Genomic DNA, 24,688 nt, shown 5'->3' on the forward strand with positions numbered 1-24,688 from the left:
ATGACGGCAAGCACCCGAGACGTCGTGCTGTCCGTGGAAGGGCTGAAGACCTGGTTCCACAGCCGCGACGGCATCGCCAAGTCCGTGGACGGCGTCACCTTCGATCTGGCCCGCGGCGAAACGCTGGCCATCGTGGGCGAATCCGGTTCCGGAAAATCCGTGACCAGCCTGTCCATCATGGGCCTGTTGCCCAAGCCGGCCGGCCGCATCGAAGACGGCAAGATCCTGTACCGCGACCGCCAGGGCACGCAGCACGATCTGGCGCGCGCCACGCCCGCCACCCTGCAGAAGATCCGCGGCGCCGAAATCGCCATGATCTTCCAGGAGCCGATGACGAGCCTGAACCCGCTGTACACGGTAGGCGACCAGATCGCCGAAGCCGTGCTGCAGCACGAGGGCGGCTCTTACGCCGCGGCGATCCGGCGCGCCCGTGACATGCTGGAACGCGTGGAGATCCCCGCCGCCGACCGCCGCGTCAACGAATACCCCCACCAGATGTCGGGCGGCATGCGCCAACGCGTGATGATCGCGCTGGCGCTGGCCTGCAACCCGGCAGTGCTGATCGCCGACGAGCCCACCACCGCGCTGGACGTGACCGTGCAGGCGCAGATCCTGGACCTGCTGCGCCGGCTGCAGAAAGAGATGAACATGAGCATCCTGTTCATCACGCACAACCTGGGCGTGGTGGCCGAGATCGCGCATCGCGTGGCCGTCATGTACGCCGGGCGCGTGGTCGAGGACGCGGGCGTCTACGACCTGTTCGAAAAACCCACGCACCCGTACACCCGCGGCCTCTTGTCCTGCCTGCCCACCGCCGCCCTGCTTGCCTCGGGGGAACGGCTGCGCGCCATTCCCGGCAACGTGCCCAGCGTGCTGTCGCTGCCGGCCGGCTGCACGTTCGCGCCGCGCTGCGAACTGGCCGCCGACGACTGCCGCGCGGCCGTGCCCGAGCTGATCGCCGTGCAATCCGAACACCGTGCGCGCTGCATCAAGGTGAACCCGATATGACGAGCCCCCAAACGACCGTGCGCGCCGAAGACCCGCTGGTCCGCATCGAAGACCTGAAAGTCCACTTTCCGACCTCGCAAGCGCGTAACGCGCCCGTGGTGCGGGCCGTGGACGGTGTCAGCTTCGATGTGCCGAAGAACACCATCGTGGGCCTGGTCGGCGAATCCGGGTCCGGCAAGACCACCACCGGCCGCGCGCTGCTGCGGCTGTTCGCGCCCACCGCCGGCCGAATCCTGTTCGACGGCCACGACATCACCACGCTGAATGAAAGGCAGATGCTGCCGTGGCGCCGCCGCATGCAGATCGTGTTCCAGGACCCGTATGCCAGCCTCAATCCCCGCATGACGGTGGCCGAGATCCTGGGCGAGGCGCTGGATACGCATAAGCTGGCCCAGCACCGCCGTTCGGCGCGCATCGGCGAACTGCTGGAACGCGTGGGCCTGAACGCCGACCACAGCCGCCGCTATCCGCACGAGTTCTCGGGCGGCCAGCGCCAGCGCATCGGCATCGCCCGCGCGCTGGCGGTGGAACCGGACTTCATCGTCGCGGACGAACCCGTGTCCGCGCTGGACGTCTCGGTGCAGGCGCAGGTGCTGAACCTGCTGCAGGACCTGCAGCGAGACCTGGGCCTGACGATGCTGTTCGTGGCCCACGACCTGGCGGTGGTGGACTACCTGTGCGACGAAGTCGTCGTGATGTATCTGGGCCGCGTGATGGAACGCGGGCCCACCAGCGAGGTCTACGCCCGGCCGCGCCATCCCTATACCCGCGCGCTGCTGTCGGCCGCGCCGGTGCCGGATCCCCGCGCCCCGCGTTCGCGTATTCTGCTTAAAGGCGATATCCCCAGCCCGATCAATCCACCCTCCGGCTGCGTGTTCCGCACGCGCTGCCCGCACGCCATCGACGCCTGCGCCACCATCGAGGCGCAAGCCGTCAGCGTGGGACCGGGCCACTTCGTGGCCTGTTCGCGCATCGGCGCGCCCGAGCTGGCCTAAGCGCTAACCTTCGCCCCGCCCAGCTCTGATCCAGGAACCCCACATGAACATCATCCGCGACATCGTCTACCAGATACGCAGTCGGCGGGACGCATTGAGCGTGACGGAACGCAAGGTCGCGGACGCCATCCTGGACGACATCATGTGGGGCGCCAGCGCCACGGTCGACCAGCTGGCGACGAAGGCCGGCGTCAGCATCGCCACGATCTCGCGCTTTGCGCGCACGGTGGGCTGCGAAGACACCCGTGATCTGAAGATGAAACTGGCACAGGCCAGCACGGTGGGCAGCCGCTTCCTGGACCCCAGCGCGCCCGCCGAGGAAAGCACGTTCTACGCCCGCATCTACGCCGACATCGAAAGCACGCTGCGCGCGCACCTGCCCACCTTCACCGAGACCTTGTTCGAGCAGGCGTCCGCCATCGTCGACGGCGCCCGCATGATCTATGTATTCGGCATGGGCGGCGCGTCCGCCGTGCTGGCGCAGGAAGTGCAGTCGCGCCTGGTGCGCCTGGGCTACCCCATCGCCGTCTACAGCGACGCCGTGCTGCTGCGCATGGTGGCGGCCACGCTGGACGAGCGCGATGCGGTGCTGATCCTGTCGGCCTCCGGCCTTACCCCCGAAATCGTCGGCGCCGCCCGCATCGTCAAGCAGTACCGCGCCCGCATCGTCGCCATCACCGACGCCACGTCCGAACTGGCCAAGCTGGCGGACGTGGTGCTGCCGATACGCACGGACGAGACCGATTTCATCTACAAACCCTCGGCATCGCGCTACGCGATGATGCTGGCCATCGACCTGTTGTCGACGGAACTGGCCATGCTGAACCAAGAGGAAAACCGCGAACGCCTGCGCCGCATCAAGCTGGCGCTGGACGAGCACCGCGGCGGCCCGAACCGTTTGCCGCTGGGCGATTGAACCTGGAACCCAAGATGTACGACACCCTCATTGGCAACGTCCGTGTCCTGGACGGCACCGGCGGCGCCGAATACCGCGCCAGCGTGGCGCTGGCCGATGGCCGCATCGCCGCCATCGGCGCATTGCCCGGCGCGCAGGCCCGCCACATCGTCGACGGCAAGGACCTGGCGCTGGCCCCCGGCTTCATCGACGTGCACACGCACGACGACACCAACGTCATCCGCACGCCCGGCATGCTGCCCAAGCTGTCCCAAGGCGTGACGACCGTGGTGGTGGGCAATTGCGGCATCAGCGCATCGCCCGTGTCGCTGCGCGCAGAACCGCCCGACCCGATGAACCTGCTGGGCGGCCGCGAAGACTTCAACTATCCGACGTTCGCCGACTACACCCGCGCCATCGAAGCCGCGCAGCCGGCGGTGAACGTGGCCGCGCTGGTGGGCCACACGGCCTTGCGCAGCAACCACATGGACCGCCTGGACCGCGCCGCCACGCAGGACGAAGTGCTGGCCATGCGCGAACAGCTGCGCGACGCGCTGGCGCATGGCGCGATCGGACTGAGCACGGGTCTCGCCTACGCGTCCGCCATCGAGGCGGACACGGCCGAAGTCAAATTGCTGGCCGAAGCGCTGGATGAATTCGGCGCGCTGTACACCACGCACCTGCGCTCGGAATTCGCGGCCATCCTGGAAGCCATGCAGGAAGCGTTCGACATCGCCCTGCACGCCCGCGTTCCGGTGGTGGTGTCGCACCTGAAATGCGCCGGCGCCGGCAACTGGGGCCGCACGAAGGAAGTGTTGTTCAAGCTTGAGAACGCGGGCCGCCTGCAGCATGTGGGCTGCGACTGCTATCCGTATTCGGCCAGTTCGTCCACGCTGGATCTGAAGCAGGTCACCGACGAATTCGACATCGACATCACCTGGTCCGTGCCGCACCCCGAAGCGGCGCGCCGCAAGCTGTCCGCTATTGCCGCCGACTGGGGCGTGACGCTGCTCGAGGCCGCGCGCCGCCTGCAGCCGGCCGGCGCCGTCTATCACAACATGCACGAAGACGACGTGCGCCGCGTGCTGTCGCACCCGCTGACGATGGTGGGTTCGGACGGCCTGCCCAACGACCCGATGCCGCATCCGCGCCTGTGGGGCGCCTTCCCGCGCGTGTTGGGCCATTACAGCCGCGATGTGGGGCTGTTCCCGCTGATCCAGGCCGTGCACAAGATGACCGGCCTGTCCGCCGCCCGCTTCGGCCTGGCCGACCGCGGCCTGGTGCGCGAGGGCTATCACGCCGACCTGGTGCTGTTCAATCCGGACACGGTCATCGACCGCGCCACCTTCGCCGCGCCGGTGCAGACCGCGGCCGGCATCGAAGCCGTCTGGGTCAACGGCACCCTGTCGTACCACCAGGGGCAGCCCACCGGCGACCGCGCCGGACGCTGGCTGCCGCGCAACGGCGACCTCCGCGCAAGCTTCGCGGCGGCGTCTTCCCCTTTCTCCGGCATCCACGCCGTCCCAATAAGGAGCCTGTCCATGAGCAATGCCCCCACCGCCGACAAGAACGGCATCACCCGCTACGGCGTTGCCGGCGGCACCGGCCAGGGCGGTTCGCACATGCCGTTCGCGCGCGCCGTCGCCGCCGACGGCTGGCTGCACGTGTCCGGCCAGGTGCCGATGGAAAACGGCGAAGTGATCGAAGGCGGCACCGTCGCCCAATGCCACAGGGCCATCCAGCAACTGCTGGCCATCCTGAAAGAAGCCGGCTATGGCCCGGAACACGTGGTGCGCTGCGGCGTGTGGCTGGACGACGCCCGCGACTTCCCGTCGTTCAACAAGGTGTTCAAGGAATACTTCGGCGAAAACCCGCCCGCCCGCGCCTGCGTGCAGTCCAGCCTGATGGTGGACGCCAAGGTCGAGATCGATTGCGTGGCATACAAGCGCCCTTGATGGCGCGCCCTGGATCGGCAGTCTTTGACAGGCAGCCCTGAATGAAAATGGCCCGGTGGATCACCGGGCCATTTTCTTTACCTCTTCACCACTTACATCTTCACGACATCCACGCCTTTAGGCGCCGTGAACTGGAATTCCTTGTCCGCCAACGTGGGATTGGGGGCGATCGCCGACAGGTCCACGCGGGTTGTCTGGCCGAACGAATCCAGCAATTCCACGCGCACCGGCAGGTTGTCCTTCATGCCGATGTCCACGCGCGAAAACCCGGCGTCGGCCGTGCGCGGCTTGGCGCGCAGCCAGTCCACGCCATCTTTGGACGGCAGCGCCGATACGTCGAACGATTGCTCCAGCGAACCGGAACCGAACAGGATCGCGGCAGGCGACGTGCCGATGGCGGCGTCCACCTTGCGCTCGGTCACCTGGGCCAGGTCGGGATCGAACTGGAACACCGTGCGGCCGTCGGAGATGACGAGCTGCTCGTAGGGCTTTTGCACCGCCCATTTGAACTTGCCCGGGCGCTGGAACGAAAACACGCCGGTCTGCGCCGGCTGTGTGCGGCCCTGGGTGTTCACCGTGTATTGCGAGAACGAACCGGTGGCCGCCGTGACGGTCGAGACAAAGGCCTTCAATTGCTCTTGCGCGCTGGCGGCAAACACCAGGGCCGGGGCCAGAGTCAGGGCGGTGGCGATGGCCAGGCGGCGAAACGTCTTCATCATGCTTCCTCTCGGGCGGCAGCGGCGGCGGGAACCAGGATTTCCCGGTTGCCGTTGGATTGCATCGCCGACACCATACCTGATTGCTCCATCTGCTCGAGTAACCGGGCCGCGCGGTTGTAACCGATGCGCAGGTGGCGCTGCACCAGCGAGATCGACGCGCGGCGGTGCTTGAGCACCACTTCGCAGGCCTGGTCGTACATCGGGTCGGATTCGGCGTCGCCGCCGATGCCGGTGACGCTGCTGGCGCCTTCGCCGTTGTCGCCCTCAAGCCCGCCTTCCAGCAGGCCTTCGATGTAGTTCGGTTCGCCCTGCGCCTTCAGGCTTTCCACCACGCGGTGCACTTCATCGTCGCTGCAGAACGCGCCGTGCACGCGCACCGGCAAGCCGGTGCCCGGCGGCATGTAGAGCATGTCGCCCTGGCCCAACAGGGTTTCCGCGCCCATCTGGTCGAGAATGGTGCGAGAGTCGATCTTGGACGACACCTGGAACGCGATGCGCGTGGGGATGTTGGCCTTGATCAGGCCCGTGATGACGTCCACGCTGGGGCGCTGCGTGGCCAGGATCAGGTGGATGCCGGCGGCGCGCGCCTTCTGCGCCAGGCGGGCGATCAGTTCTTCGATCTTCTTGCCCACCACCATCATCAGGTCGGCCAGCTCGTCGATGACCACCACGATGGTGGGCAGCGGCGACAGCGGCTCGGGCGCATCGGGCGTCAGCGAGAACGGGTTCGGGATGGGCTCTTCGCGCTTGATGGCGTCGCGGATCTTGGTGTTGTAGCCCGCCAGGTTGCGCACCCCCATCTTGCTCATCAGGCGGTAGCGCTTTTCCATTTCGCCCACGCACCAGTTCAGCGCGTTGGCCGCGTGGCGCATGTCAGTGACGACCGGGGCCAGCAGGTGCGGGATGCCTTCGTAGACGCTCATTTCCAGCATCTTCGGGTCGATCAGGATCAAGCGGGTATGGGACGCGTCGGCCTTGTACAGCAAGGACAGGATCATGGCGTTGATCCCCACGGACTTGCCCGAACCGGTGGTGCCCGCCACCAGCAGGTGGGGCATCTTGGCCAGGTCGGCCACGACCGGGTTGCCGGCAATGTCCTTGCCCAGCGCCATCGTCACCACCGAATGGCTGGCGTGATAGGTCTGCGAGCCCAGGATTTCAGACAGGCGCACCATCTGGCGGCGCGGGTTGGGCAGTTCCAGGCCCATCAAATTCTTGCCGGGGATGGTTTCCACCACCCGGATGCTGACCAGGCTGAGCGCGCGCGCCAGGTCCTTGGCCAGGTTAACGATCTGGCTGCCCTTCACGCCGGTGGCCGGCTCGATTTCATAGCGCGTGATGACCGGACCGGCCTGCGCCGCCACCACGGTGACGGACACGCCGAAGTCGGCCAGCTTCTTTTCGATCAGGCGCGAGGTGAATTCGATGGTCTCGGCCGAGACCGTTTCCTGGTTCGTCAGCGGCGGGTCCAGCAGGCTGATGGCCGGCAGGTCGCCCTCGGTGCCGCCCGACGGCGCGAAGAACAGCGACTGCTGCTTTTCCTTTTCGACGCGTTCGGACTTGGGCACGACGGTAATGGCGGGTTCGATCCGCACCGGCTGCTCGTGCACCAGCTTTTCCTGCTTGGCCTCGACCTGCTCGGTGCGCACGGCCTTGGCCACCTGGCCGACCTTGCGGTCTTCGCGGGCGGCGTAGGAATTGCGGATGCGGCGGACGACGCCCTCCATCCAGGAGCCCACGCGTTCGGCCACGGCCAGCCACGAGAACGAGAAGAACAGGCTCAGGCCGATGGCCAGCATGACCAGGAAGGCCAGCGTGCTGCCGGTGAAGCCGATGCTGCGGCTGATCAGGTCGGCCAGCGTGTGGCCGATGACGCCGCCTGCGCCGCTGGCGGTTTCGGACGCGCCGGGCAGATGCGTGCCGCGGCTGGCCAGGCGCAGGGCTTCCATGCCCAGCGAGCCCAGCAGCAACAGGAAGAAGCCGATGCCCTCTTCCCAGTGGACGCGCGGCAGCACTTCCGGCTGCTTACTATTAGTTACCTTAAGCTGGCTGGCCAGTCGGCGGTAGCCGGCGCGCACGCGGTGCAGCAGCAGGATGACCCACCACCAGGCCGAGAAGCCGAAGAGATAGAGCAGGATGTCCGCCAGATAGGCGCCCAGCCGCCCCCCGTGGTTGCGCACGACGTCGCCGGGCACGGAGTGCGACCAGCCAGGGTCGGACGCGCTCCAGGTGGCCAGCACCAGGGTGAGCCAGGCCGCCAGGGCGGCAAATAGGATCCAGCGGGCCTCGCGCAGCAACGCGGAAATACGCGTTTGTAGCGGCGAAGGCCCGTTGCGTGTGTTGCGCGAGGCGCGCGGAGAAGCAGTCGAGATACGCGGCATGCGGCTCATTATAATTGGGCGTTAACCTAAAGATACCCGCCCATGTCCACGCCTACGCACGCTAAAGTTTTGATACTCGGTTCCGGCCCTGCCGGTTACACGGCGGCCGTCTATGCGGCACGCGCCAATCTGAGCCCTGTTCTTGTTACAGGTCTGGCCCAAGGCGGCCAGCTCATGACCACCACGGATGTCGACAATTGGCCGGCCGACGCGGATGGCGTGCAGGGTCCGGACCTGATGCAGCGCTTCCAGAAGCACGCTGAACGCTTCAACACCGAGATGCTGTTCGACCACATCGCGAAGGTCGACTTGTCCAAGCGCCCGTTCACCCTGACGGGCGACACCGGCAAGATCTACACCTGCGACGCCCTCATCATCGCCACCGGCGCTTCCGCCAAGTACCTGGGCCTGCCGTCCGAGCAGTCCTTCATGGGCCGCGGCGTGTCCGGCTGCGCCACCTGCGACGGCTTCTTCTACCGCAACCAGGACGTGGTCGTGGTCGGCGGCGGCAACACCGCCGTCGAAGAAGCCCTGTACCTGTCGAACATCTGCCGCAAGGTCACGCTGATCCATCGCCGCGACAAATTCCGCGCCGAACCGATCCTGGTCGACAAGATGATGGCCAAGGTCGAGAACGGCAACATGGCGCTGAAGACGTTCCATACGCTGGAAGAAGTGCTGGGCGACGACAGCGGTGTAACCGGCGTGCGCGTTCGCCACGTGGACACTGGCGTCACCGAAGACATGGCCGTGACCGGCGCCTTCATCGCCATCGGCCACCAGCCGAACACCGAAATCTTCCAGGGCCAGCTGGAAATGAAGGACGGCTACATCGTCACCAAGAGCGGCCTGTCCGGCATGGCCACGATGACCTCCGTCCCCGGCGTGTTCGCCGCGGGCGACGTCCAGGACCACGTCTACCGCCAGGCCATCACCAGCGCCGGCACGGGCTGCATGGCTGCCCTGGACGCCCAACGGTGGTTGGAGAATGCGGGGCAGTAAGGTCGGCCTGGCCGACCTGAAACGCCTGAAGAAAGACCTGCAGGCCGAGCGCGAACGCGAAGCGCTGGCCAAGCGGGTCGCGGTGCTGAAGAAGCCAGAAAGCGCCCCCATGGACGACATGGCCGCTTTCCAGCGCACGATGAAGTCCGTCACGCCGATCAAGGCGGCCGCCCGGGTGGAGCACAAGCCCGCGGCGGAACCCGCCCCGGCGCTGCGCCGCGCCAACGCGCTGGGCGAGGCGCCGTCCCGCGCGGACGGCGGGGTGTCCGACGGCGGCGAAATCACGCACCTGTTGTCCGAGGGCGGCACCGCCTTCGTGCGCAGCGACGCCGCGCCCGACACCGCCCGCAACCTGCGGCGCGGCCAATGGCGCGCGGGCGCGGAACTGGATCTGCATGGCCTGCGCGTCGAACAGGCCCGCCACGCGCTGCTGTCTTTCCTGGACGAATGCCAGGAACACGGCATCCGCTGCGTGCGCGTCGTGCACGGTAAAGGCTATGGCTCCCAAGGGCTGGAGCCGGTGCTGAAGGACAAGGCGCGCACCTGGCTGGTGCAGAAGAACGAAGTCCTGGCGTTTTCCGAGGCGCCTGAACGCGAAGGCGGCGCGGGCGCGCTGCTGGTGCTGCTGCGGCAATCCGAAGGAATGCGCAAATGAAATGGCTCTACCTGGGCGTGGCGATCATCGCCGAGATCTTCGCCACCAGCGCCCTGAAGGGCTCCGAAGGCTTCACCCGCCTGGTTCCCTCGCTTATCACCGTGACCGGCTACCTGATCTCGTTCTATTTCCTGTCGCTGACGCTGCGCGAGATCCCGGTGGGCATCGCCTATGCCATCTGGTCCGGCGTGGGCATCGTGCTGATCTCGATCGTGGGCGCGGTGCTGTTCAAGCAGCACCTGGACACGCCCGCGCTGATCGGTATCGGCCTCATCATCGCCGGCGTGGTGGTGATGAACGTGTTTTCGAAATCCGTCTCGCATTGACCCCCCGCGCCGAACCGCCGGCTGCATCCCGGATCCGCCGCAGGCTGACGGCCGGGTTGTGCGCGGCATGGTTGGGCATAGGCGGCCTGGGCTTGCTGCCGGCCGGCACCGCCTGGGCAGACGGGTTCAACCGGGCCGCGGAACTTGCGCGCTACCGGACCTGGCTGACGGATTTCAAGCAGGACCTGGACCGCTTGTCCGCCTCGCGGCGCCCGCTGTCCGAGGCCGAGCTGGACGCGATGTTCGCCCGCACCGTGGTGCCCGGTTCGCGCGGGGCTGTATTCATCCGCCAAAGCTTCGCGCGGCGCGGCGACGACGGCGCCTATTTCCCGCAAGCCGGCCCGCGCGCGGTGTTCCTGGGCGTGCTGGACAGCGGCATCCCCGCCGGCCAGGGCGGCCTGTACCCGGAAACGGACCCGGCGCTGAAGGTCGCCGGACCTGACCGTCTGGTACCTGCATGTGGATGTGGGCGACATGACCAATACCTATCTGCTGTCGGACAAGCATTTCACGCCGTACCGGCTGCCGCCCCCCGGCAAGCTGGAACGCAACGCCTACCCGTTCCTGCTGATGGACACGCACGCCGGCGCGCTGCGCCTGGGCGGCGTCAGCAGCGAACTCTGGGGGCTTATCGTCTACCTGCACAATGCCGCGCGTTGAATCCGCCCTGCGCCTGCTTGCGCTGACGGCCCTGTCGATGGCGCCCGGACTGGCCAACGCGCTGTGCGAGCCCCTGGCGGCGTCCGCGCAGCGCCAGACCCTGGTGGCGGACATCTCGCTGGAAGGCACCAACACCCTGCTGGCGCTGGACGGCTCGCGCATCCAGTCATGGCAGCCCGCCGTCTCGGTGGAGACCGGCGCGCGCGCCACGCCTGTGATCTGGGCCGAACGCGTGGACTGGTCGGTGTACGCCGCCGCGCCGAACGCGCGCATCGGCGTCGCGATGCTGCGCTTCGAAACCGGCGCCGACGGGCGCCGGCATCTGTGCGGCATCGCGCGCTACGGCGCCAACGCCGTGGATGCGGCCCGTAAATCCGGCAAGGCCGCCCTGCCGTCACCCGACGCGGAGACCCGCTACTACTATGGCGAGGGTGAGCGGTTGACCGGTTTCGAGGAGCGCTACCGCGGGGCCGACGGCCGCCCGAACCCGCCGGTACGCTACTGCCTGCGCTATGACGAGCACGGTTGGCTGGCCGAACTGGGCGCCAACGATTGCGCCGCCCCCTCTCAACCGATGACCCGTTACGTGCATGACGCGGCGGGCCGGTTGCTGCGCGTCATCGCCTATCAGGAGAAATCCGGCGAGGCGTCGCAGGTCGTGGCCTATGACGGCCAGGGCCGCACGATGCAGCGCTATCTGCGTCCACACGTCGGGTGGGCCGAAGACGGCCCTGCGCTGGGGCTGCCCTATCGCGAGATTCAAAGCGAGTACGCCGTGCTGGTGTTGCCGGGCCCGGCCTGGAAGCCGCCCGCGCTGGATTCGTACCACTATGACTGGGCCATCGTGCGGCCCACGCCCGCCGGCAGCGGCAATGGCGGCGGCGACATCTACGCCGCCAAGCGCGACCCCGCCCAGGTGCTGGCCAAAGGCAACAGCGGCAATGGCGGCCAGTTCGCTTTGACCGCCGCGCAGAAGCAGCGCATCTGGGACGCCGCCGGCAAGACGCCAGGCGGCGTGCAATGGCTATGGGCGCCCGGCCAGACTTATACCTTGCTGCAAGCCGTGCCCGGCGCGACGTGGGCCGCCTGCACCGATCCGGAAAACCGCAAAGCCGACGCCTGCGGAACGCCTTAGGCGTTTTCAGCCGGCGGCCGGGGCGCGGCCGGATGGCGCAGATAGTCCACCAGCGCCAGCGTCGCCCGGTCGGGCGGCGGCGTCAGCAACGACACCACGATGATGGTCAGGAAGGCCACGGGCGCGCCGAAGATGCCCGCCGCGATCGGCTGGATGCCCCACCACAGGTCCACCGGCTGCGTGCGGGAAATGCCCAGCACCCATTCGCGCAGCCACGGATGCGTGTGCGTCATGTACGCGAAGGTCACGGCCAGGCCCGCGGCCATGCCCAGGGTGGCGCCCCATTTGTTGGCGCGCCGCCAGAACACCCCCATGACCAGTGCTGGAAAGAAGGACGACGCCGCGAACGAGAATGCCGCGGACACCATGAAGAGAATATCGGCAGGCTTGCGCGCGGCCACCCAGGCCGCGCCGAACGCCACCACCAGCAACAGGATTTTCGACACCATCACCCGGCGCGCGGCCGACATGCGCGGCGACACCATCCGGTACCACATGTCGTGCGACAGCGAATTGGACAAGGTCAACAGCAAGCCGTCGGCGGTGGACAGCGCGGCCGCCAGCCCGCCGGCCGCCACCAGCCCTGAAATCACATAGGGCAGCCCCCCGATCTCGGGCATGGCCAGCACCACCACATCGGCCCCCATGCTGATTTCGCTTAATTGCACGACCCCGTCGCGGTTGATGTCGGTGACGTCCAGCAGATTGGCGTCCACCGCGCTCCAGGCATGCACCCAGTTGGGCAGGCTCAGGAAATTCGAGCCGACCACCTGCGTATAGACCTCGTACTTGACCAGCAGGGCCAGCGCGGGCGCCATGAAATACAGCAACAGGATGAACAGCAGCGACCAGCACACGGATTTGCGCGCCTCGATCACCGAGGGCGTGGTGTATGAGCGCATCAGGATATGCGGCATCCCCGCCGTCCCCAGCATCAGGCACAGCACCAGCGCCAGGAAATTGATGCGCATGTTGCGCCGCTCTTCCGGGTCTTTGGCGGGGAACGGCTCCGCATGCGGGGTGGGCGGGGCCGCCCGCGCCTCGAAAGTCGCGCGGGCTTGCGACCAGACCACGCGCGCATCCTCTACGCTGGCCGGGTAGGCGGCCAATTCCCGTTCGGCGGAACGGATCTCGACCATCGGCGCGTCAGTGGTGTTCAGTTGGGCCAGGCGGCTGCGCAGCTTGTCTTTTTCCAGCGTCCAGGATTCGGGCAAGGCCTGCACGCGTTGCGCCATCTGGTCGGCGTGCTGCTGCCACAGCCGGCGCACTTCGATTTCGGAAGGGTCGTTCTGCAGGTAGATCTCTTTTTCGGTCACCTGCTGCAGCACCACGCCGGCCGACAATTGCGGCACGGGCATGTTGGTGTGCTTGATCGACAGCCACACCACCGGCACCAGATAGGCGATGACAAGGATGATGTACTGCCCCACCTGCGTCCATGTCACGGCGCGCATGCCGCCCAGGAACGAACAGACCAGCATGCCGCCCAGCGCCACGAAAATGCCCAGTTCGAACGAAATGCCGGTCATGCGCGTGGTGATGATGCCCACGCCGTAGATCTGGGCCACCAGGTAGGTGAACGAGCACAGGATGGCGCAGGCCACGCCCGCCATGCGCGGCATGTTGCCGCCGTAGCGCGCGCCCATGAAGTCGGGGATGGTGTACTGCCCGAAGCGGCGCAGGTAGGGGGCCAGCAGCATCGCCACCAGCACATAGCCGCCCGTCCATCCCATGATGTAGGCCAGCCCGCCGTAGCCGGTCAGGTACAGCGTGCCCGCGACCCCGATGAACGACGCCACCGACATCCAGTCCGCCGCCGTGGCCATGCCGTTGTAGATGGCGGGCACGCGCCGTCCGGCCACGTAGTATTCGACCTGGTCCGACGTGCGGCACACGATGCCGATGCCGGCGTAGAGGCTCACCGTGACCAGCAGGAAGACATAGCCGATCCAGTTACGCGGCATCCCCAGGATCTCGGCCAGCGCCATCAGCAGGATCATCAGCGCGAAGCCCGCCGTGTACAGCACGTAGATGCGGCGCAGGCGGATCCGGAACTGCTGGGGGGTGTCTCCGCTGAAAAACGGCATCAGCGGTCCTCTCCGGCGGCTTCCGCCTCGGCGTGCTCGTCGGCCTGGTTCATGACCCGGGCGTACACGCCGATGATGATCAGGTAAGCCAGCGGCGCGCCGTAGGCCGCCATCCAGAAGGCGAACGGCCAGCCGATGAAATCAAAGGTCAGGCTGCGGGCGAAAAAGGCGGGAACGAAGGTCAGCGCCGCCCAGACGGCCAGCAGCAACAGGATCAACCGCAAGTTGCGGCGCCAATACGGGGGGGACGCAGAGGGAGTGGACGCGGGCGGAGAGGTCAAAGCGCGGGGTTCGGGCATAGCTAGGATGTAGAGACCCTACCTGGATAGCGCGAAACGCTGCGTCTGAAAAGCCCGTGTGGATGAAATCCAGGCTTTTTATGCGACAACGGCTGGCACTGCCTGGTGCCAGCCGTTGTGCGTTTTGCTTTTTTTGAGTACTGCTTTACTTTTTTTATGTACCGGTGCCGCCGGTATTTGCCCATGCAGGGCTTTGTCTCCTCACCTGCATGGGAAGAGATTCTGCACCAAGTGCGGGAATGCCACACTAGGGGAATGCCCTAAGACGGAGCATTCATTTACATATTCCGTGCACCGAAGCAGTGCAATTTGACCGCAAAGTTCTAAATATTGGGATTTTTTGGCGAAAACGCACGAATTGAGCCAAATTCAGAAATCCCGCCCATCCCGGAATATGACGATCGCCACCGCAGCATGCCCGGAATCGGGCGCGGCGCGCAATCGGACCAACACCCGAAGCTGCCCCTCAGCAAGCCCGGCGCGCAGAAGAAAGCCACAGAACCTTTAGGTATAGCCAGGCGTACAAAAAGAACCGCACAGCCTTAAGAAGAACGCCCCAGACACCAGAAAAATAGCCGCGCCGCCGCCGGGCCGCTCCCAAGGCGGCGCAGCCCCCTCGGGGGGCAGCAAGCTCGCAAAGCGAGCGCAGCGTGGGGGGCCCACATTTATTTTTTGTTTACACCCCCCTCCCCAACCTATATCCCGTTTTTACCCCCTGCTCCGTAACCTGCCGGTGTCCTGATTGGTCACCTGGCCTGCCCGGCGCGCATCCGCTTTTGCCGCGCAGGCCCGTCGTTCGAAGGGAGCCGCGCTCCCGGGAGGAAAAACGTGGATGCCATCTATATCGCCGTCTTCGCCGTCATGGCCGGGCTGACTGCCGCCCTGCTGCGATTCTGCGAAGCCCTGTCTACCGGAGAGTCGTCATGAACTGGCTCTATTGGGTCAGCGGCCTGACCGCCGCCCTGCTGTTCGTGTACCTGCTGGTCGCCCTGTTCAAACCGGAGAAATTCTGATGACCGCCGAATTCGTCGGATTGCTGGTCCTGTACCTGGCCGTCCTGCTTGCGATCGCGCCCCTGCTCGGGCGCTACATCCGCATCGCCATGGAAAACGGGCAATCCCGGCTGACCGCCTGGGGCCGCCCGCTTGAGCGCGGCATCTACCGGCTGGCGGGCATCGACCCGCAGGCCGAGATGGGTTGGAAGCGCTACGCCCTGGCCGTGCTGGCCTTCAACATCCTCGGCATCGTGGTCGTCTACGGCCTGCAGCGCGTCCAGGGCATGCTGCCGCTGAACCCGGCCGCCATGGGCGCCGTGACACCGGACTCCGCCTTCAATACCGCCATCAGCTTTGTCAGCAATACGAACTGGCAAGGCTATGGCGGTGAAGCCACGATGAGCTACCTGACGCAGATGCTGGCGCTGACGGTGCAGAACTTCCTGTCGGCCGCCACCGGCATCGCCGTGCTGTTCGCGCTGATCCGCGGCCTGGCGCGCCACTGTTCCGCCACCGTCGGCAACTTCTGGGCCGACATGGTCCGCTGCACGCTGTACGTGCTGCTGCCCCTGTCCTTCGTGCTGGCGCTGGCGCTTGTCAGCCAGGGCGTGATCCAGAACTTCAGCCCCTACCAGGACGTGCAGACGGTAGAAGCCCTGCACTACGACCAGCCGCGCGTGGACGCCCAAGGCCAACCGGTGCTGGATGCCCAAGGCCAGCCCGTGACCGACCCCGCCGTCACGTCGACGCAGACGCTGGCCATGGGCCCGGTCGCCTCGCAAGAAGCCATCAAGCTGCTGGGCACCAATGGCGGGGGCTTCTTCAACGCCAACTCGGCGCATCCGTTCGAGAACGCGACGCCGCTGGCGAACTTCCTGGAGATGCTGGCCATCCTGGCGATTCCCGCCGCGCTGTGCTTCACGTTCGGCGAGATGGTGGGCAGCCGGCGCCAGGGCATCGCGATCCTGGCGGCGATGACCGTGCTGTTCGCCGTCTTCGCGCTGAGCATCGCGTACTTCGAGCAGCAGCCCAACCCCATGGCCGCGCAAGCCGGCGCCGACAGCGCCATGACCGCGTTCTCGCCAGGCGGCAACATGGAGGGCAAGGAAACGCGCTTCGGCATCGCCGCGACGTCGCTCTTCGCCGTCATCACCACGGCCGCGTCCTGCGGCGCGGTCAACGGCATGCACGATTCCCTGACCGCCATGGGCGGGCTGTCGCCGATGCTGCTGATGCAGTTGGGCGAAGTCGTCTATGGCGGCGTGGGCTCCGGCCTGTACGGGATGCTGGCCTTCGCCATCCTGGGGGTCTTCATCGCCGGCCTGATGATCGGCCGCACCCCGGAATACCTGGGCAAGAAGATCGAGGCCTACGACATGAAGATGGTGTCCATCGTCATCCTGGCCACGCCGCTGCTGGTGCTGGGCGGGACCGCGCTGGCCGTTTCCGTCTCGGCCGGCCAGGCGGGCGTGCTGAACCCCGCGATCCATGGCTTCTCGGAAATCCTCTACGCGCTGTCGTCCGCGGCCAACAACAACGGCAGCGCGTTCGCCGGGCTGTCCGCCAATACGCCCTTCTACAACGTATTGCTGGGCATCGCCATGTGGTTCGGCCGCTTCGCCGTGATCGTCGCCGTGCTGGCGATGGCCGGCTCGCTTGCGGCCAAGCGCCGGCTGCCCGCCGGCCCCGGCAGCATGCCCACGACCGGCCCCCTCTTCGTGGTGCTGCTGATCGGCGCCGTGCTGCTGGTGGGCGCCCTGACATATGTGCCCGCGCTGGCCTTGGGCCCGGTCGCGGAACACCTGCAACCTTGAACGCAACAGGCTAGGAAAGAAAATGGCCAAGATTGAAATGCCAACAACCAGCGCAGGCGGCGGTGCCGCCCGCACGCCCGCGGCCGCCTCCCAGGACCGTCCTTTCGGCATGTGGTCGCGCTCGCTCGTGGGGCCCGCCGTGCTGGACAGCCTGCGCAAGCTCTCGCCCGCCGCACAGCTGAAAAACCCCGTGATGTTCGTCGTGTACGTCGGCAGCATCCTGACGACGCTGCTGTGGGTCATGGCCCTGCGAGGCCAGGCCGAAGCCCCCGCGGGCTTCATCCTGGCCATCTCCGTATGGCTGTGGTTCACAGTGCTGTTCGCCAACTTCGCCGAAGCCTTGGCTGAAGGCCGCGGCAAGCAGCAGGCGGCGACGTTGCGCGGCCTGCGCACCACCATCAACGCCCGCCTCTTGAAGAATTTCCGCGAGGCGGACATCCGCGACGCGCAGCCCGGACAATGGCGCGCGCAAGGCGTCAGCCAGCCCTCTGGCCTGCTGCGCCGCGACGAGGTGGTGCTGGTCGAAGCCGGCGAGACCATCCCCGGCGACGGCCAGGTGATCGCAGGCGTCGCCTCGGTCGACGAAAGCGCCATCACCGGCGAATCCGCGCCCGTCATCCGCGAATCCGGCGGCGACTTCTCGTCGGTCACGGGCGGCACGCGCGTGCTGTCCGACTGGATCTTCGTGCGTATCGCGGCCGACCCCGGCGAGAGCTTCCTGGACCGCATGATCGCCATGGTGGAAGGCGCCAAGCGCCAGAAGACGCCGAACGAACTGGCGCTGACCATCCTGCTGGTCGGGCTGACCGTGGTGTTCCTGCTGGTGGTCGTGACCCTGATGCCGTTCTCGATCTACGCGGTCAACGCGGCCGGCGGCGGCGCGGCGGTCACCGTGACCGTGCTGGTGGCGCTGCTGGTCTGCCTGATCCCCACCACCATCGGCGGCTTGCTGTCGGCCATCGGCGTGGCGGGCATGAGCCGCATGATGAGCGCCAACGTCATCGCCACGTCAGGCCGCGCGGTGGAAGCCGCGGGCGACGTCGACGTGCTGCTGCTGGACAAGACCGGCACCATCACCTTCGGCAATCGCCAGGCGTCCACCTTCCTGCCCGCGCCGGGCGTGTCGCCGCGCGAACTGGCCGACGCCGCCCGCCTGGCCTCGCTGGCCGACGAGACGCCGGAAGGTCGCAGCATCGTGGCCCTGGCCGACAAGGCGATCCACGCGCCGGCCCCCCACATGGCGGGCGTCGAATTCGTGCCCTTCACGGCGCAGTCGCGCATGAGCGGCGTGAACCTGGGCGACCGCTTGATCCGCAAGGGCGCGGTCGACGCCATCCAGGCCTGGCTGGCCGCGCAGGAAGCCACGGTGCCCGAGCAGGTCTTGCGCCTGGCCGAAGACGTGGCGCGCCGCGGCAGCACGCCGCTGATGGTCAGCGACGGCAACCGTGCGCTGGGCGTCGTGGAACTCAAAGACATCGTCAAACCCGGCATCCAGTCGCGATTCGCCGAGTTGCGCCGCATGGGCATCAAAACCGTGATGATCACGGGCGACAACAAGCTGACAGCGGCCACCATCGCGGCCGAAGCCGGCGTGGACGACTTCTTGGCCGAAGCCACGCCCGAGGCCAAGCTGAAGCTGATCCGCGCCTATCAGGCAGAAGGCCGGCTGGTGGCGATGACGGGCGACGGCACCAACGACGCCCCCGCGCTGGCGCAGGCGGACGTGGCGGTGGCGATGAACTCGGGCACCCAGGCCGCGAAAGAGGCCGGCAACATGGTGGACCTGGACTCCAACCCCACCAAGCTCATCGAGATCGTCGAAATCGGCAAGCAGATGCTGATGACCCGCGGCGCGCTGACCACCTTCAGCGTGGCCAACGACGTGGCCAAGTACTTCGCCATCATCCCCGCCGCCTTCGCCACGGTCTATCCGCAGCTCAACGTGCTGAATATCATGCACCTGGCCACGCCGGCCTCGGCCATCCTGTCGGCCGTGATCTTCAACGCGCTGATCATCGTCGTGCTGATCCCGCTGGCGCTCAAAGGCGTGCGCTACCGGCCGTTGGGCGCGTCGGTGCTGCTGCGCCGCAACCTGCTCGTCTACGGCCTGGGCGGCCTGCTGGTGCCGTTCGTGGGCATCAAGCTGGTCGACATGGTGCTGGCCGCGCTGGGCTGGGTGTAAGCCCGGCCGCGACGCCCCATCCGAATAAAAGGAATCCATCATGAAACACGCAACGCAATCCGTTCCCGCCCTGCCACGCCCTGGCGGCATCCTGCGGCCCGCGCTGGTCGTCTTCGCCGCCCTGTCGCTGGTGACGGGCCTGGCCTACCCCTTCCTGACGCGCGGCGTGGCCGCCGCCGTGTTCCCGCACGAGGCAGCCGGCTCGCTGATCAAGCAGGACGGCAAGGTCGTCGGTTCGGAACTGATCGGCCAGTCGTTCACATCGCCGCAGTACTTCTGGAGCCGCCCCTCGGCCACCGCGCCGATGCCGTACAACGCAGCCGCCTCGGGCGGATCGAACCTGGGCCCGCGCAACCCGGCGCTTGCCGAAGCCATCCAGGCCCGCATCGCGGCCCTGAAAGCGGCCGATCCGGAAAACCCCACGCCGGTGCCGGTGGACCTGATCACGGCGTCCGGCAGCGGGCTGGATCCGCACATCAGCCCGGCCGCCGCCCGCTACCAGGCGGCGCGGGTGGCCCGCGCCCGGCACCTGCCGCGCGAACAGGTCGACGCCCTGATCCAGGCCAATACCGAAAAGCCCTGGCTGGGCGTACTGGGCGACCCCGTCGTCAATGTGCTGATGCTGAACCTGGCGCTGGACCAATTGGGCACGGCGCGTTGATGGCGCAGCGTATAGTATTGCCAGCCTTTCCCACCCCTTCCTTGCGCGTTCATGGCTGACATTGCTGGCGAGCGTCCCGACCCCGACGCGCTCTTGAAGACCTTGGACGACGCCGCGCGCCAGGCGGTGCGTGGCAAGCTGCGCGTGTACTTCGGATCGTCGGCCGGCGTGGGCAAGACCTACGCCATGCTGGTCGCGGCCCGGGCGCAGGCCGCGCAAGGGGTCAGCGTGCTGGCCGGCATCGTCGAAACCCATGGCCGCCGCGAAACCGCCGGCCTGCTGGAAGGCCTGGCGGTCCTGCCGCTGAAGGAAGTGGCCTACCGCGGCCATGTCCTCAGAGAATTCGACCTGGACGGCGCGCTGGCGGCCCGGCCCGGCCTGGTGCTGGTGGACGAACTGGCGCACTCCAATGCGCCCGGCTCTCGCCACGCCAAGCGCTGGCAGGACATCCAGGAATTGCTGTCGGCCGGCATCGACGTCTGGACCACGCTGAACGTGCAGCATCTGGACAGCCTGAACGAAGCCGTCAGCAGCATCACCGGCGTGCGCGTCTGGGAAACCGTGCCCGACGAGGTCTTCGACGCGGCCGATGAAGTCATCCTGGTGGATCTGTCGGCCGACGAACTGCTGCGGCGGTTAAAAGAAGGCAAGGTCTACCTGCCCGACCAGGCCCGGCACGCCACTCGCAACTTCTTCCGCAAAGGCAACTTGATCGCCTTGCGCGAACTGGCGTTGCGCCGCACCGCCGACCACGTCGACGACGATGTCCAGGCCTACCGGCGCGACCGCGCCATCGAGCCCGTCTGGCGCACCCGCGAAGCCGTGGTCGCCTGCATCGGCCCCGACATCGATGCCGAATACGTCATCCGCAGCGCGCACCGGCTGAGCCAGCAGCTGGAATGCGATCTGCATGTCGTCACCATCGACACCCCGCGCGCGGCGCCCACGCCGCAAGCCGAGCAGGACCGCATGCAGCGCAGCCTGGCCCTGGCGGATTCGCTGGGCGCGCGCACCGAAACGCTGGCGGGCGGCGACATGGTCGATGCCGTAGTGCGCTACGTGCGCCGGCACAACATCACGAAAGCCATCGTCGGCCGCACGCGCGCCACGGGCCTGCAACGCCTGCGGCTGTCGGTGTCGGCGCTGCTGACGGCCGCCCTGACGCCGGGTTGGCTATGGCGCCGGCATAGCTTCGCCGACATGCTGGCGGCCGGTTGCCCCGAGATCGACATCATCCGGCTGGGCGCGCCGCCCCTGCCCGCCAGCGCCGCCCCCGGCCGCGACCCGCTCACGCTGGGGCGCCGCGCCGGCCAAAGCGCCGACGACCGCAACGGCCGCCCGCTGGCCGGCTACGCCTGGGCGCTGTGCTATTGCGCCGCTGCCGCCGGGCTGTCGATGCTGGCGTTTCCCGTGCTGCACCAGACCAACATCGTCATGCTGTTCCTGCTGGCAGTGATGGGCGTGGCGCTGCGCCACGGGCGCGGCCCCGCGGCGCTGGCCTCGGTCGTCAGCGTGGGACTGTTCGATTTCTTCTTCGTGCAGCCGCTGGCCTCGTTCGCGGTATCGGACGTGCAGTACCTGCTGACCTTCGGCGTGCTGCTGTCCGTGGGCCTGCTGATCGGGCAATTGACGGCCGGACTGCGCCTGCAAGCGCAGGTCTCGGTCAAGCGCGAGGCCGACGCGCGCAGCCTGTACGAATTCGCGCGGGAACTGTCGTCGGCGTTGCTGCCCGAACAGATCGTGGCGTCCGCCGGCGCCTTCGTCCACGCCACCTTCGGCTCGCGCTGCGCGTTGTACATCCTGGGCCTGGACGACCGTCTGAAGCTGGCCTCGCCCGCCGCCGACGACATGCCGCCGCTGGAATCGGCGCTGGCCCAATGGGTCTATGACCACGGCCAGCCTGCGGGCGCCGGCACCGCCACGCTCTCAAACAGCGACCTGCTGTACCTGCCGCTGAAGGCGCCCATGCGCACGCGCGGCGTGCTGGCCCTGGCCGCGCCCCGCCGCAGCTTATTCACGCATCCTGACTCGCGACGCCAGATCGAGGCCTACGCGACCCTGATCGCCATCGCGCTGGAGCGGCTGCATTACGTGGAAGTCGCGCAGCAAGCGCTGGTCAGCATGGAATCGGAGCGGTTGCGCAATTCGCTGCTGGCCGCCGTGTCCCACGACCTGCGCACGCCGCTGACCAGCCTGATCGGCATGACCGACACCCTGACCCGCCAGCAGGCGACGCTGCCCCCCGACGTGCAGGACACCGTCCGCGCCATGCGCGACCAGGCGCAGCGCATGCACGCGCTGGTCGTCAACCTGCTGGACATGGCCCGCCTGCAAAGCCGCGACACGCCGCTGCGGCTGGAATGGCAGTCCATCGAAGAACTGGTCGGCGCGTCGCTGGCCGCCATGCGCGAGCCCCTGGCTGGCCATCGCGTCGCCGTGGCCAGCCTGTCGCAGCTGCCGCTGGTGGAGTGCGACGGCGTGCTGATCGAACGCGTGCTGTGCAACCTGCTTGAAAACGCCGCCAAGTACACGCCGGCGGGCAGCACGCTGCGCATCCACGCCGCGGTGCACGAAGACGAACTCCGCGTGGCCGTCAGCGACAACGGCCCCGGCGTCGTCCCGGGCGCCGAGCGCCGCATCTTCGAAAAATTCACGCGCGGCGAGCGCGAATCCGCCACGCCCGGCGTCGGCCTGGGCCTGGCGGTGTGCGAAGCGATCATCTCGGCCCACCATGGCCGCATCTGGGTCGAACACACGCCGGGGCTTGCCTCCGGCGCGCAATTCGTCTTCAGCCTGCCGCTGGGCACGCCGCCCGCGATCCAACCCGAAACCTTTTGACCGGCCATCCGCATGTTCGACTACCAGCCTACCGTCCTGATCATTGAAGACGACGCCAACATCCGGCGCTTCGTCCGCCAGGCGTTGGAAAGCGAAGGGTGCACCGTGCACGAGGCCGACACCGTCCGCCGCGGCCTGATCGAGGCCGGCACCCGCCAGCCCGACGCCATCGTGCTGGACCTTGGCCTGCCCGACGAAGACGGCATGACTCTGATCCGCGAACTGCGCGGCTGGACCGAAGTGCCCGTGCTGGTGCTGTCCGCCCGCAGCGCCGAGGCCGACAAGGTGGCCGCGCTGGATGCCGGCGCCGACGACTACCTGACCAAGCCTTTCGGGGTCAGCGAGCTGCTCGCGCGGCTGCGCGTGCTGCTGCGCCGCCATGCGCGGGGCGGCGCGGGCAACGCGGCCGAAATCGCCTTCGGCGAGGTGCGCGTCGACTTCTCCAAGCGCGTCGTCGAACGCGCTGGCCAGCACGTGCACCTGACGGCCATGGAATACCGCCTGCTGGCCGCGTTGCTGGCGCACCGGGGCAAGGTCATGACGCATCGCGAACTGCTGCGCGAGGTCTGGGGCCCGTCCCATGTGGAAAGCAACCATTACCTGCGGATCTACATGGGCCATCTGCGCCAGAAGCTGGAAGCCGATCCCGCCCAGCCCGTCTATCTGCTGACCGAAATCGGCGTGGGCTACCGCTTCGCGGGCTGAAGCCCGCGCCATCCTTGCGATACCGGCGCACCCTTTATGCGCCCTTTATGCGGACAGCGCGAGTCTTGTCTCGCGCTTTATGCCGATCCTCCTATTGTTGCGGTCCCGTTCAACATCCGGAGCATCCCATGTCCCGCAATACCCTGGCCGCGCTCGCCCTGCTGACCCTCTGCGCCACCGCGCACGCCAACGACGCGCCTGCCGCAGCCGAAGCCCCCGCCGCTTCCGATTTCAACCTGACGGCCAACGTCACGCTGGCCAGCCAATACCGCTACCGCGGCCTGATGCAGTCGAACAACCAGCCCGCCGTGCAGGGCGGCTTCGACCTGACGCATGCCAGCGGCTTCTACCTGGGCAATTGGAACTCCAGCATCAGCTGGCTCGGCGACACCAACAGCGAGGTGTCCGCGCCCGTGGAAATGGACTTCTACGGCGGCTACAAAGGCAGCCTGACCGACAACGTGCCGATCGACCTGGGCGTCTTGCAGTACTACTACCCAGGCGACTACCCGTCCGGCTACACCAGCCCCGACACCACCGAGCTGTACGCCGGCATCGGCTATGGTCCCGTGATGTTCAAGTACTCCCTCGCCCTGACCAACCTGTTCGGCTTCGCCGACAGCAAGTACAGCCAGTACTTCGACCTGTCCGGCAATGTGGACACCGGCATCTGGGGCCTGACCGTCAACGCCCACGTCGGCCGCCAGATCGTGCGCAACGTCGACAACGGGTCCTACACCGACTGGAAGCTGGGGCTGACCAAAGACTTCGGCCAAGGCCTCTCGGTCTCGCTCGCCTATCTGGACACCAACGCCGACCGCGCCGTCTACACCAACACGCGCGGGCGCGACATGGGCCGCGCGACCGGCCTGCTGTCGGTGACCAAGGCATTCTGAGCGACCCGGGCATTGACGCGTTTTTTACACGCCGCGCCCGCTTTTATCGGCAGGATTTACGGCGCGGTTTCTATAGTGGAATCGTCATCAACCAACCGGAACCGCGGATCGCGCCTTGCAGCGCTCCGCCCCGCCCCACCGCCATGATTCCCCGACTGGATCGCCGCAGCCACATTTCCCCCGATCGTTCCCCGGCCACTTCCCTGCCCTTGGCGCCCTTGCCGCACTCCGACAGGGTCGCGCTGACGGTCAGGATCGATACCCTGGATGCGTTGAAGGTGCGGCTGGCGCTGCACCGCGAACTGGGCGAGCGCATCGGCGTGTACCTGCTGTCGGTGGACCACGCCCATGCGCAGAGCGTCTTGCAGCTGCAATGCGCCCGGGGCGAACTTGACGCCTTGATGCACGCCGTCATGCGCGGCCTGCCGCAAGCGGAATTCGGCGCGGTGCGCCCCGCCTCTGCGATCACGGTGCAATAAG

The 24,688-nt window shown here is 67.3% G+C and carries 21 protein-coding genes and 1 pseudogene; 18 read left to right on the top strand and 4 right to left on the bottom strand.

Features of this window, described 5'->3' with window-relative positions:
* From A9973_RS19345 to A9973_RS31205, 5 genes and pseudogenes are all read left to right on the top strand, one after another.
* Complete coding sequence (locus A9973_RS19345; RefSeq protein WP_183015312.1) at positions 1–1,008, top strand: ABC transporter ATP-binding protein; 1,008 nt, start codon at positions 1–3, stop codon at positions 1,006–1,008.
* On the top strand, positions 1,005–2,003 hold the full coding sequence (locus tag A9973_RS19350; protein WP_183015313.1) for an ABC transporter ATP-binding protein: 999 nt from the start codon (positions 1,005–1,007) through the stop codon (positions 2,001–2,003). Before A9973_RS19345 ends, A9973_RS19350 begins: the two co-directional genes overlap by 4 nt.
* Before the next feature lie 43 nt (positions 2,004–2,046).
* Positions 2,047–2,919, top strand: a complete 873-nt coding sequence (locus A9973_RS19355) for a MurR/RpiR family transcriptional regulator (protein ID WP_183015314.1) — start codon at positions 2,047–2,049, stop codon at positions 2,917–2,919.
* A gap of 14 nt (positions 2,920–2,933) precedes the next feature.
* Positions 2,934–4,394 (top strand): annotated as a pseudogene (locus tag A9973_RS19360) (amidohydrolase family protein); the annotation flags it as partial.
* A gap of 126 nt (positions 4,395–4,520) precedes the next feature.
* Positions 4,521–4,853: a RidA family protein gene (locus A9973_RS31205; protein ID WP_255469234.1), complete on the top strand. Its 333-nt coding sequence runs from the start codon at positions 4,521–4,523 to the stop codon at positions 4,851–4,853.
* A 92-nt stretch (positions 4,854–4,945) separates the two neighbouring features.
* Here the strand turns inward: A9973_RS31205 and lolA are convergent, their stop codons facing one another.
* Positions 4,946–5,569 (bottom strand): outer membrane lipoprotein chaperone LolA, encoded by a 624-nt coding sequence (gene lolA, locus A9973_RS19365; protein WP_183015387.1) that lies wholly within the window; start codon positions 5,567–5,569, stop codon positions 4,946–4,948.
* Complete coding sequence (locus A9973_RS19370; RefSeq protein WP_183015316.1) at positions 5,569–7,953, bottom strand: DNA translocase FtsK; 2,385 nt, start codon at positions 7,951–7,953, stop codon at positions 5,569–5,571. The genes lolA and A9973_RS19370 overlap by 1 nt, the downstream gene beginning before the upstream one ends.
* Positions 7,954–7,995: 42 nt before the next feature.
* Between A9973_RS19370 and trxB the strand changes: the two genes are divergently transcribed.
* From trxB to A9973_RS19395, 5 genes are all read left to right on the top strand, one after another.
* Positions 7,996–8,955 (top strand): thioredoxin-disulfide reductase, encoded by a 960-nt coding sequence (gene trxB, locus A9973_RS19375; RefSeq protein WP_105555295.1) that lies wholly within the window; start codon positions 7,996–7,998, stop codon positions 8,953–8,955.
* Entirely contained in the window at positions 8,942–9,610 is a 669-nt protein-coding gene (locus tag A9973_RS19380; protein WP_183015317.1) for a Smr/MutS family protein, read from the top strand. The genes trxB and A9973_RS19380 overlap by 14 nt, the downstream gene beginning before the upstream one ends.
* Entirely contained in the window at positions 9,607–9,936 is a 330-nt protein-coding gene (locus tag A9973_RS19385) for a multidrug efflux SMR transporter (protein ID WP_183015318.1), read from the top strand. Before A9973_RS19380 ends, A9973_RS19385 begins: the two co-directional genes overlap by 4 nt.
* Positions 9,937–10,410: 474 nt before the next feature.
* The gene (locus A9973_RS31210) at positions 10,411–10,596 is read left to right on the top strand and encodes a hypothetical protein (RefSeq protein ID WP_255469219.1); all 186 of its coding nucleotides are present in this window, start codon (positions 10,411–10,413) and stop codon (positions 10,594–10,596) included.
* Positions 10,583–11,731 carry a hypothetical protein gene (locus A9973_RS19395; protein ID WP_183015319.1) on the top strand — a complete coding sequence of 383 codons (1,149 nt, stop codon included), beginning with the start codon at positions 10,583–10,585 and terminating at the stop codon, positions 11,729–11,731. Before A9973_RS31210 ends, A9973_RS19395 begins: the two co-directional genes overlap by 14 nt.
* Here the strand turns inward: A9973_RS19395 and A9973_RS19400 are convergent.
* Positions 11,728–13,818, bottom strand: coding sequence for a sodium:solute symporter family protein (locus A9973_RS19400; RefSeq protein ID WP_183015320.1), 2,091 nt, complete (start codon positions 13,816–13,818; stop codon positions 11,728–11,730). The genes A9973_RS19395 and A9973_RS19400 overlap by 4 nt on opposite strands.
* Positions 13,818–14,117, bottom strand: a complete 300-nt coding sequence (locus A9973_RS19405) for a DUF4212 domain-containing protein (protein ID WP_183015321.1) — start codon at positions 14,115–14,117, stop codon at positions 13,818–13,820. The genes A9973_RS19400 and A9973_RS19405 overlap by 1 nt, the downstream gene beginning before the upstream one ends.
* Before the next feature lie 923 nt (positions 14,118–15,040).
* On the opposite strand from A9973_RS19405, the gene kdpF reads away from it, so the two are divergent.
* The 8 genes from kdpF to A9973_RS19445 all read left to right on the top strand — a co-directional run bounded on the left by kdpF (position 15,041) and on the right by A9973_RS19445 (position 24,687).
* Positions 15,041–15,130 carry a K(+)-transporting ATPase subunit F gene (gene kdpF / locus A9973_RS19410; protein WP_006223569.1) on the top strand — a complete coding sequence of 30 codons (90 nt, stop codon included), beginning with the start codon at positions 15,041–15,043 and terminating at the stop codon, positions 15,128–15,130.
* Positions 15,130–16,926: a potassium-transporting ATPase subunit KdpA gene (gene kdpA / locus A9973_RS19415; protein ID WP_183015322.1), complete on the top strand. Its 1,797-nt coding sequence runs from the start codon at positions 15,130–15,132 to the stop codon at positions 16,924–16,926. Before kdpF ends, kdpA begins: the two co-directional genes overlap by 1 nt.
* A gap of 22 nt (positions 16,927–16,948) precedes the next feature.
* On the top strand, positions 16,949–19,108 hold the full coding sequence (gene kdpB, locus A9973_RS19420; RefSeq protein ID WP_183015323.1) for a potassium-transporting ATPase subunit KdpB: 2,160 nt from the start codon (positions 16,949–16,951) through the stop codon (positions 19,106–19,108).
* Between the two features lie 40 nt (positions 19,109–19,148).
* On the top strand, positions 19,149–19,769 hold the full coding sequence (gene kdpC, locus A9973_RS19425) for a potassium-transporting ATPase subunit KdpC (RefSeq protein WP_255469220.1): 621 nt from the start codon (positions 19,149–19,151) through the stop codon (positions 19,767–19,769).
* A gap of 51 nt (positions 19,770–19,820) precedes the next feature.
* A complete protein-coding gene (locus tag A9973_RS19430) occupies positions 19,821–22,607 on the top strand; it encodes a sensor histidine kinase KdpD (protein ID WP_183015324.1) in 2,787 nt (928 codons plus the stop codon).
* Between the two features lie 12 nt (positions 22,608–22,619).
* On the top strand, positions 22,620–23,312 hold the full coding sequence (kdpE, locus tag A9973_RS19435; protein ID WP_183015325.1) for a two-component system response regulator KdpE: 693 nt from the start codon (positions 22,620–22,622) through the stop codon (positions 23,310–23,312).
* Positions 23,313–23,440: 128 nt separating this feature from the next.
* Complete coding sequence (locus tag A9973_RS19440) at positions 23,441–24,208, top strand: TorF family putative porin (RefSeq protein WP_183015326.1); 768 nt, start codon at positions 23,441–23,443, stop codon at positions 24,206–24,208.
* Between the two features lie 143 nt (positions 24,209–24,351).
* Positions 24,352–24,687 (top strand): hypothetical protein, encoded by a 336-nt coding sequence (locus A9973_RS19445; RefSeq protein WP_255469221.1) that lies wholly within the window; start codon positions 24,352–24,354, stop codon positions 24,685–24,687.
* The last annotated feature ends 1 nt before the right edge of the window (position 24,688 follow it).

It is taken from the genome of Achromobacter sp. UMC46, assembly GCF_014170335.1.
Lineage (GTDB): Bacteria > Pseudomonadota > Gammaproteobacteria > Burkholderiales > Burkholderiaceae_B > Achromobacter.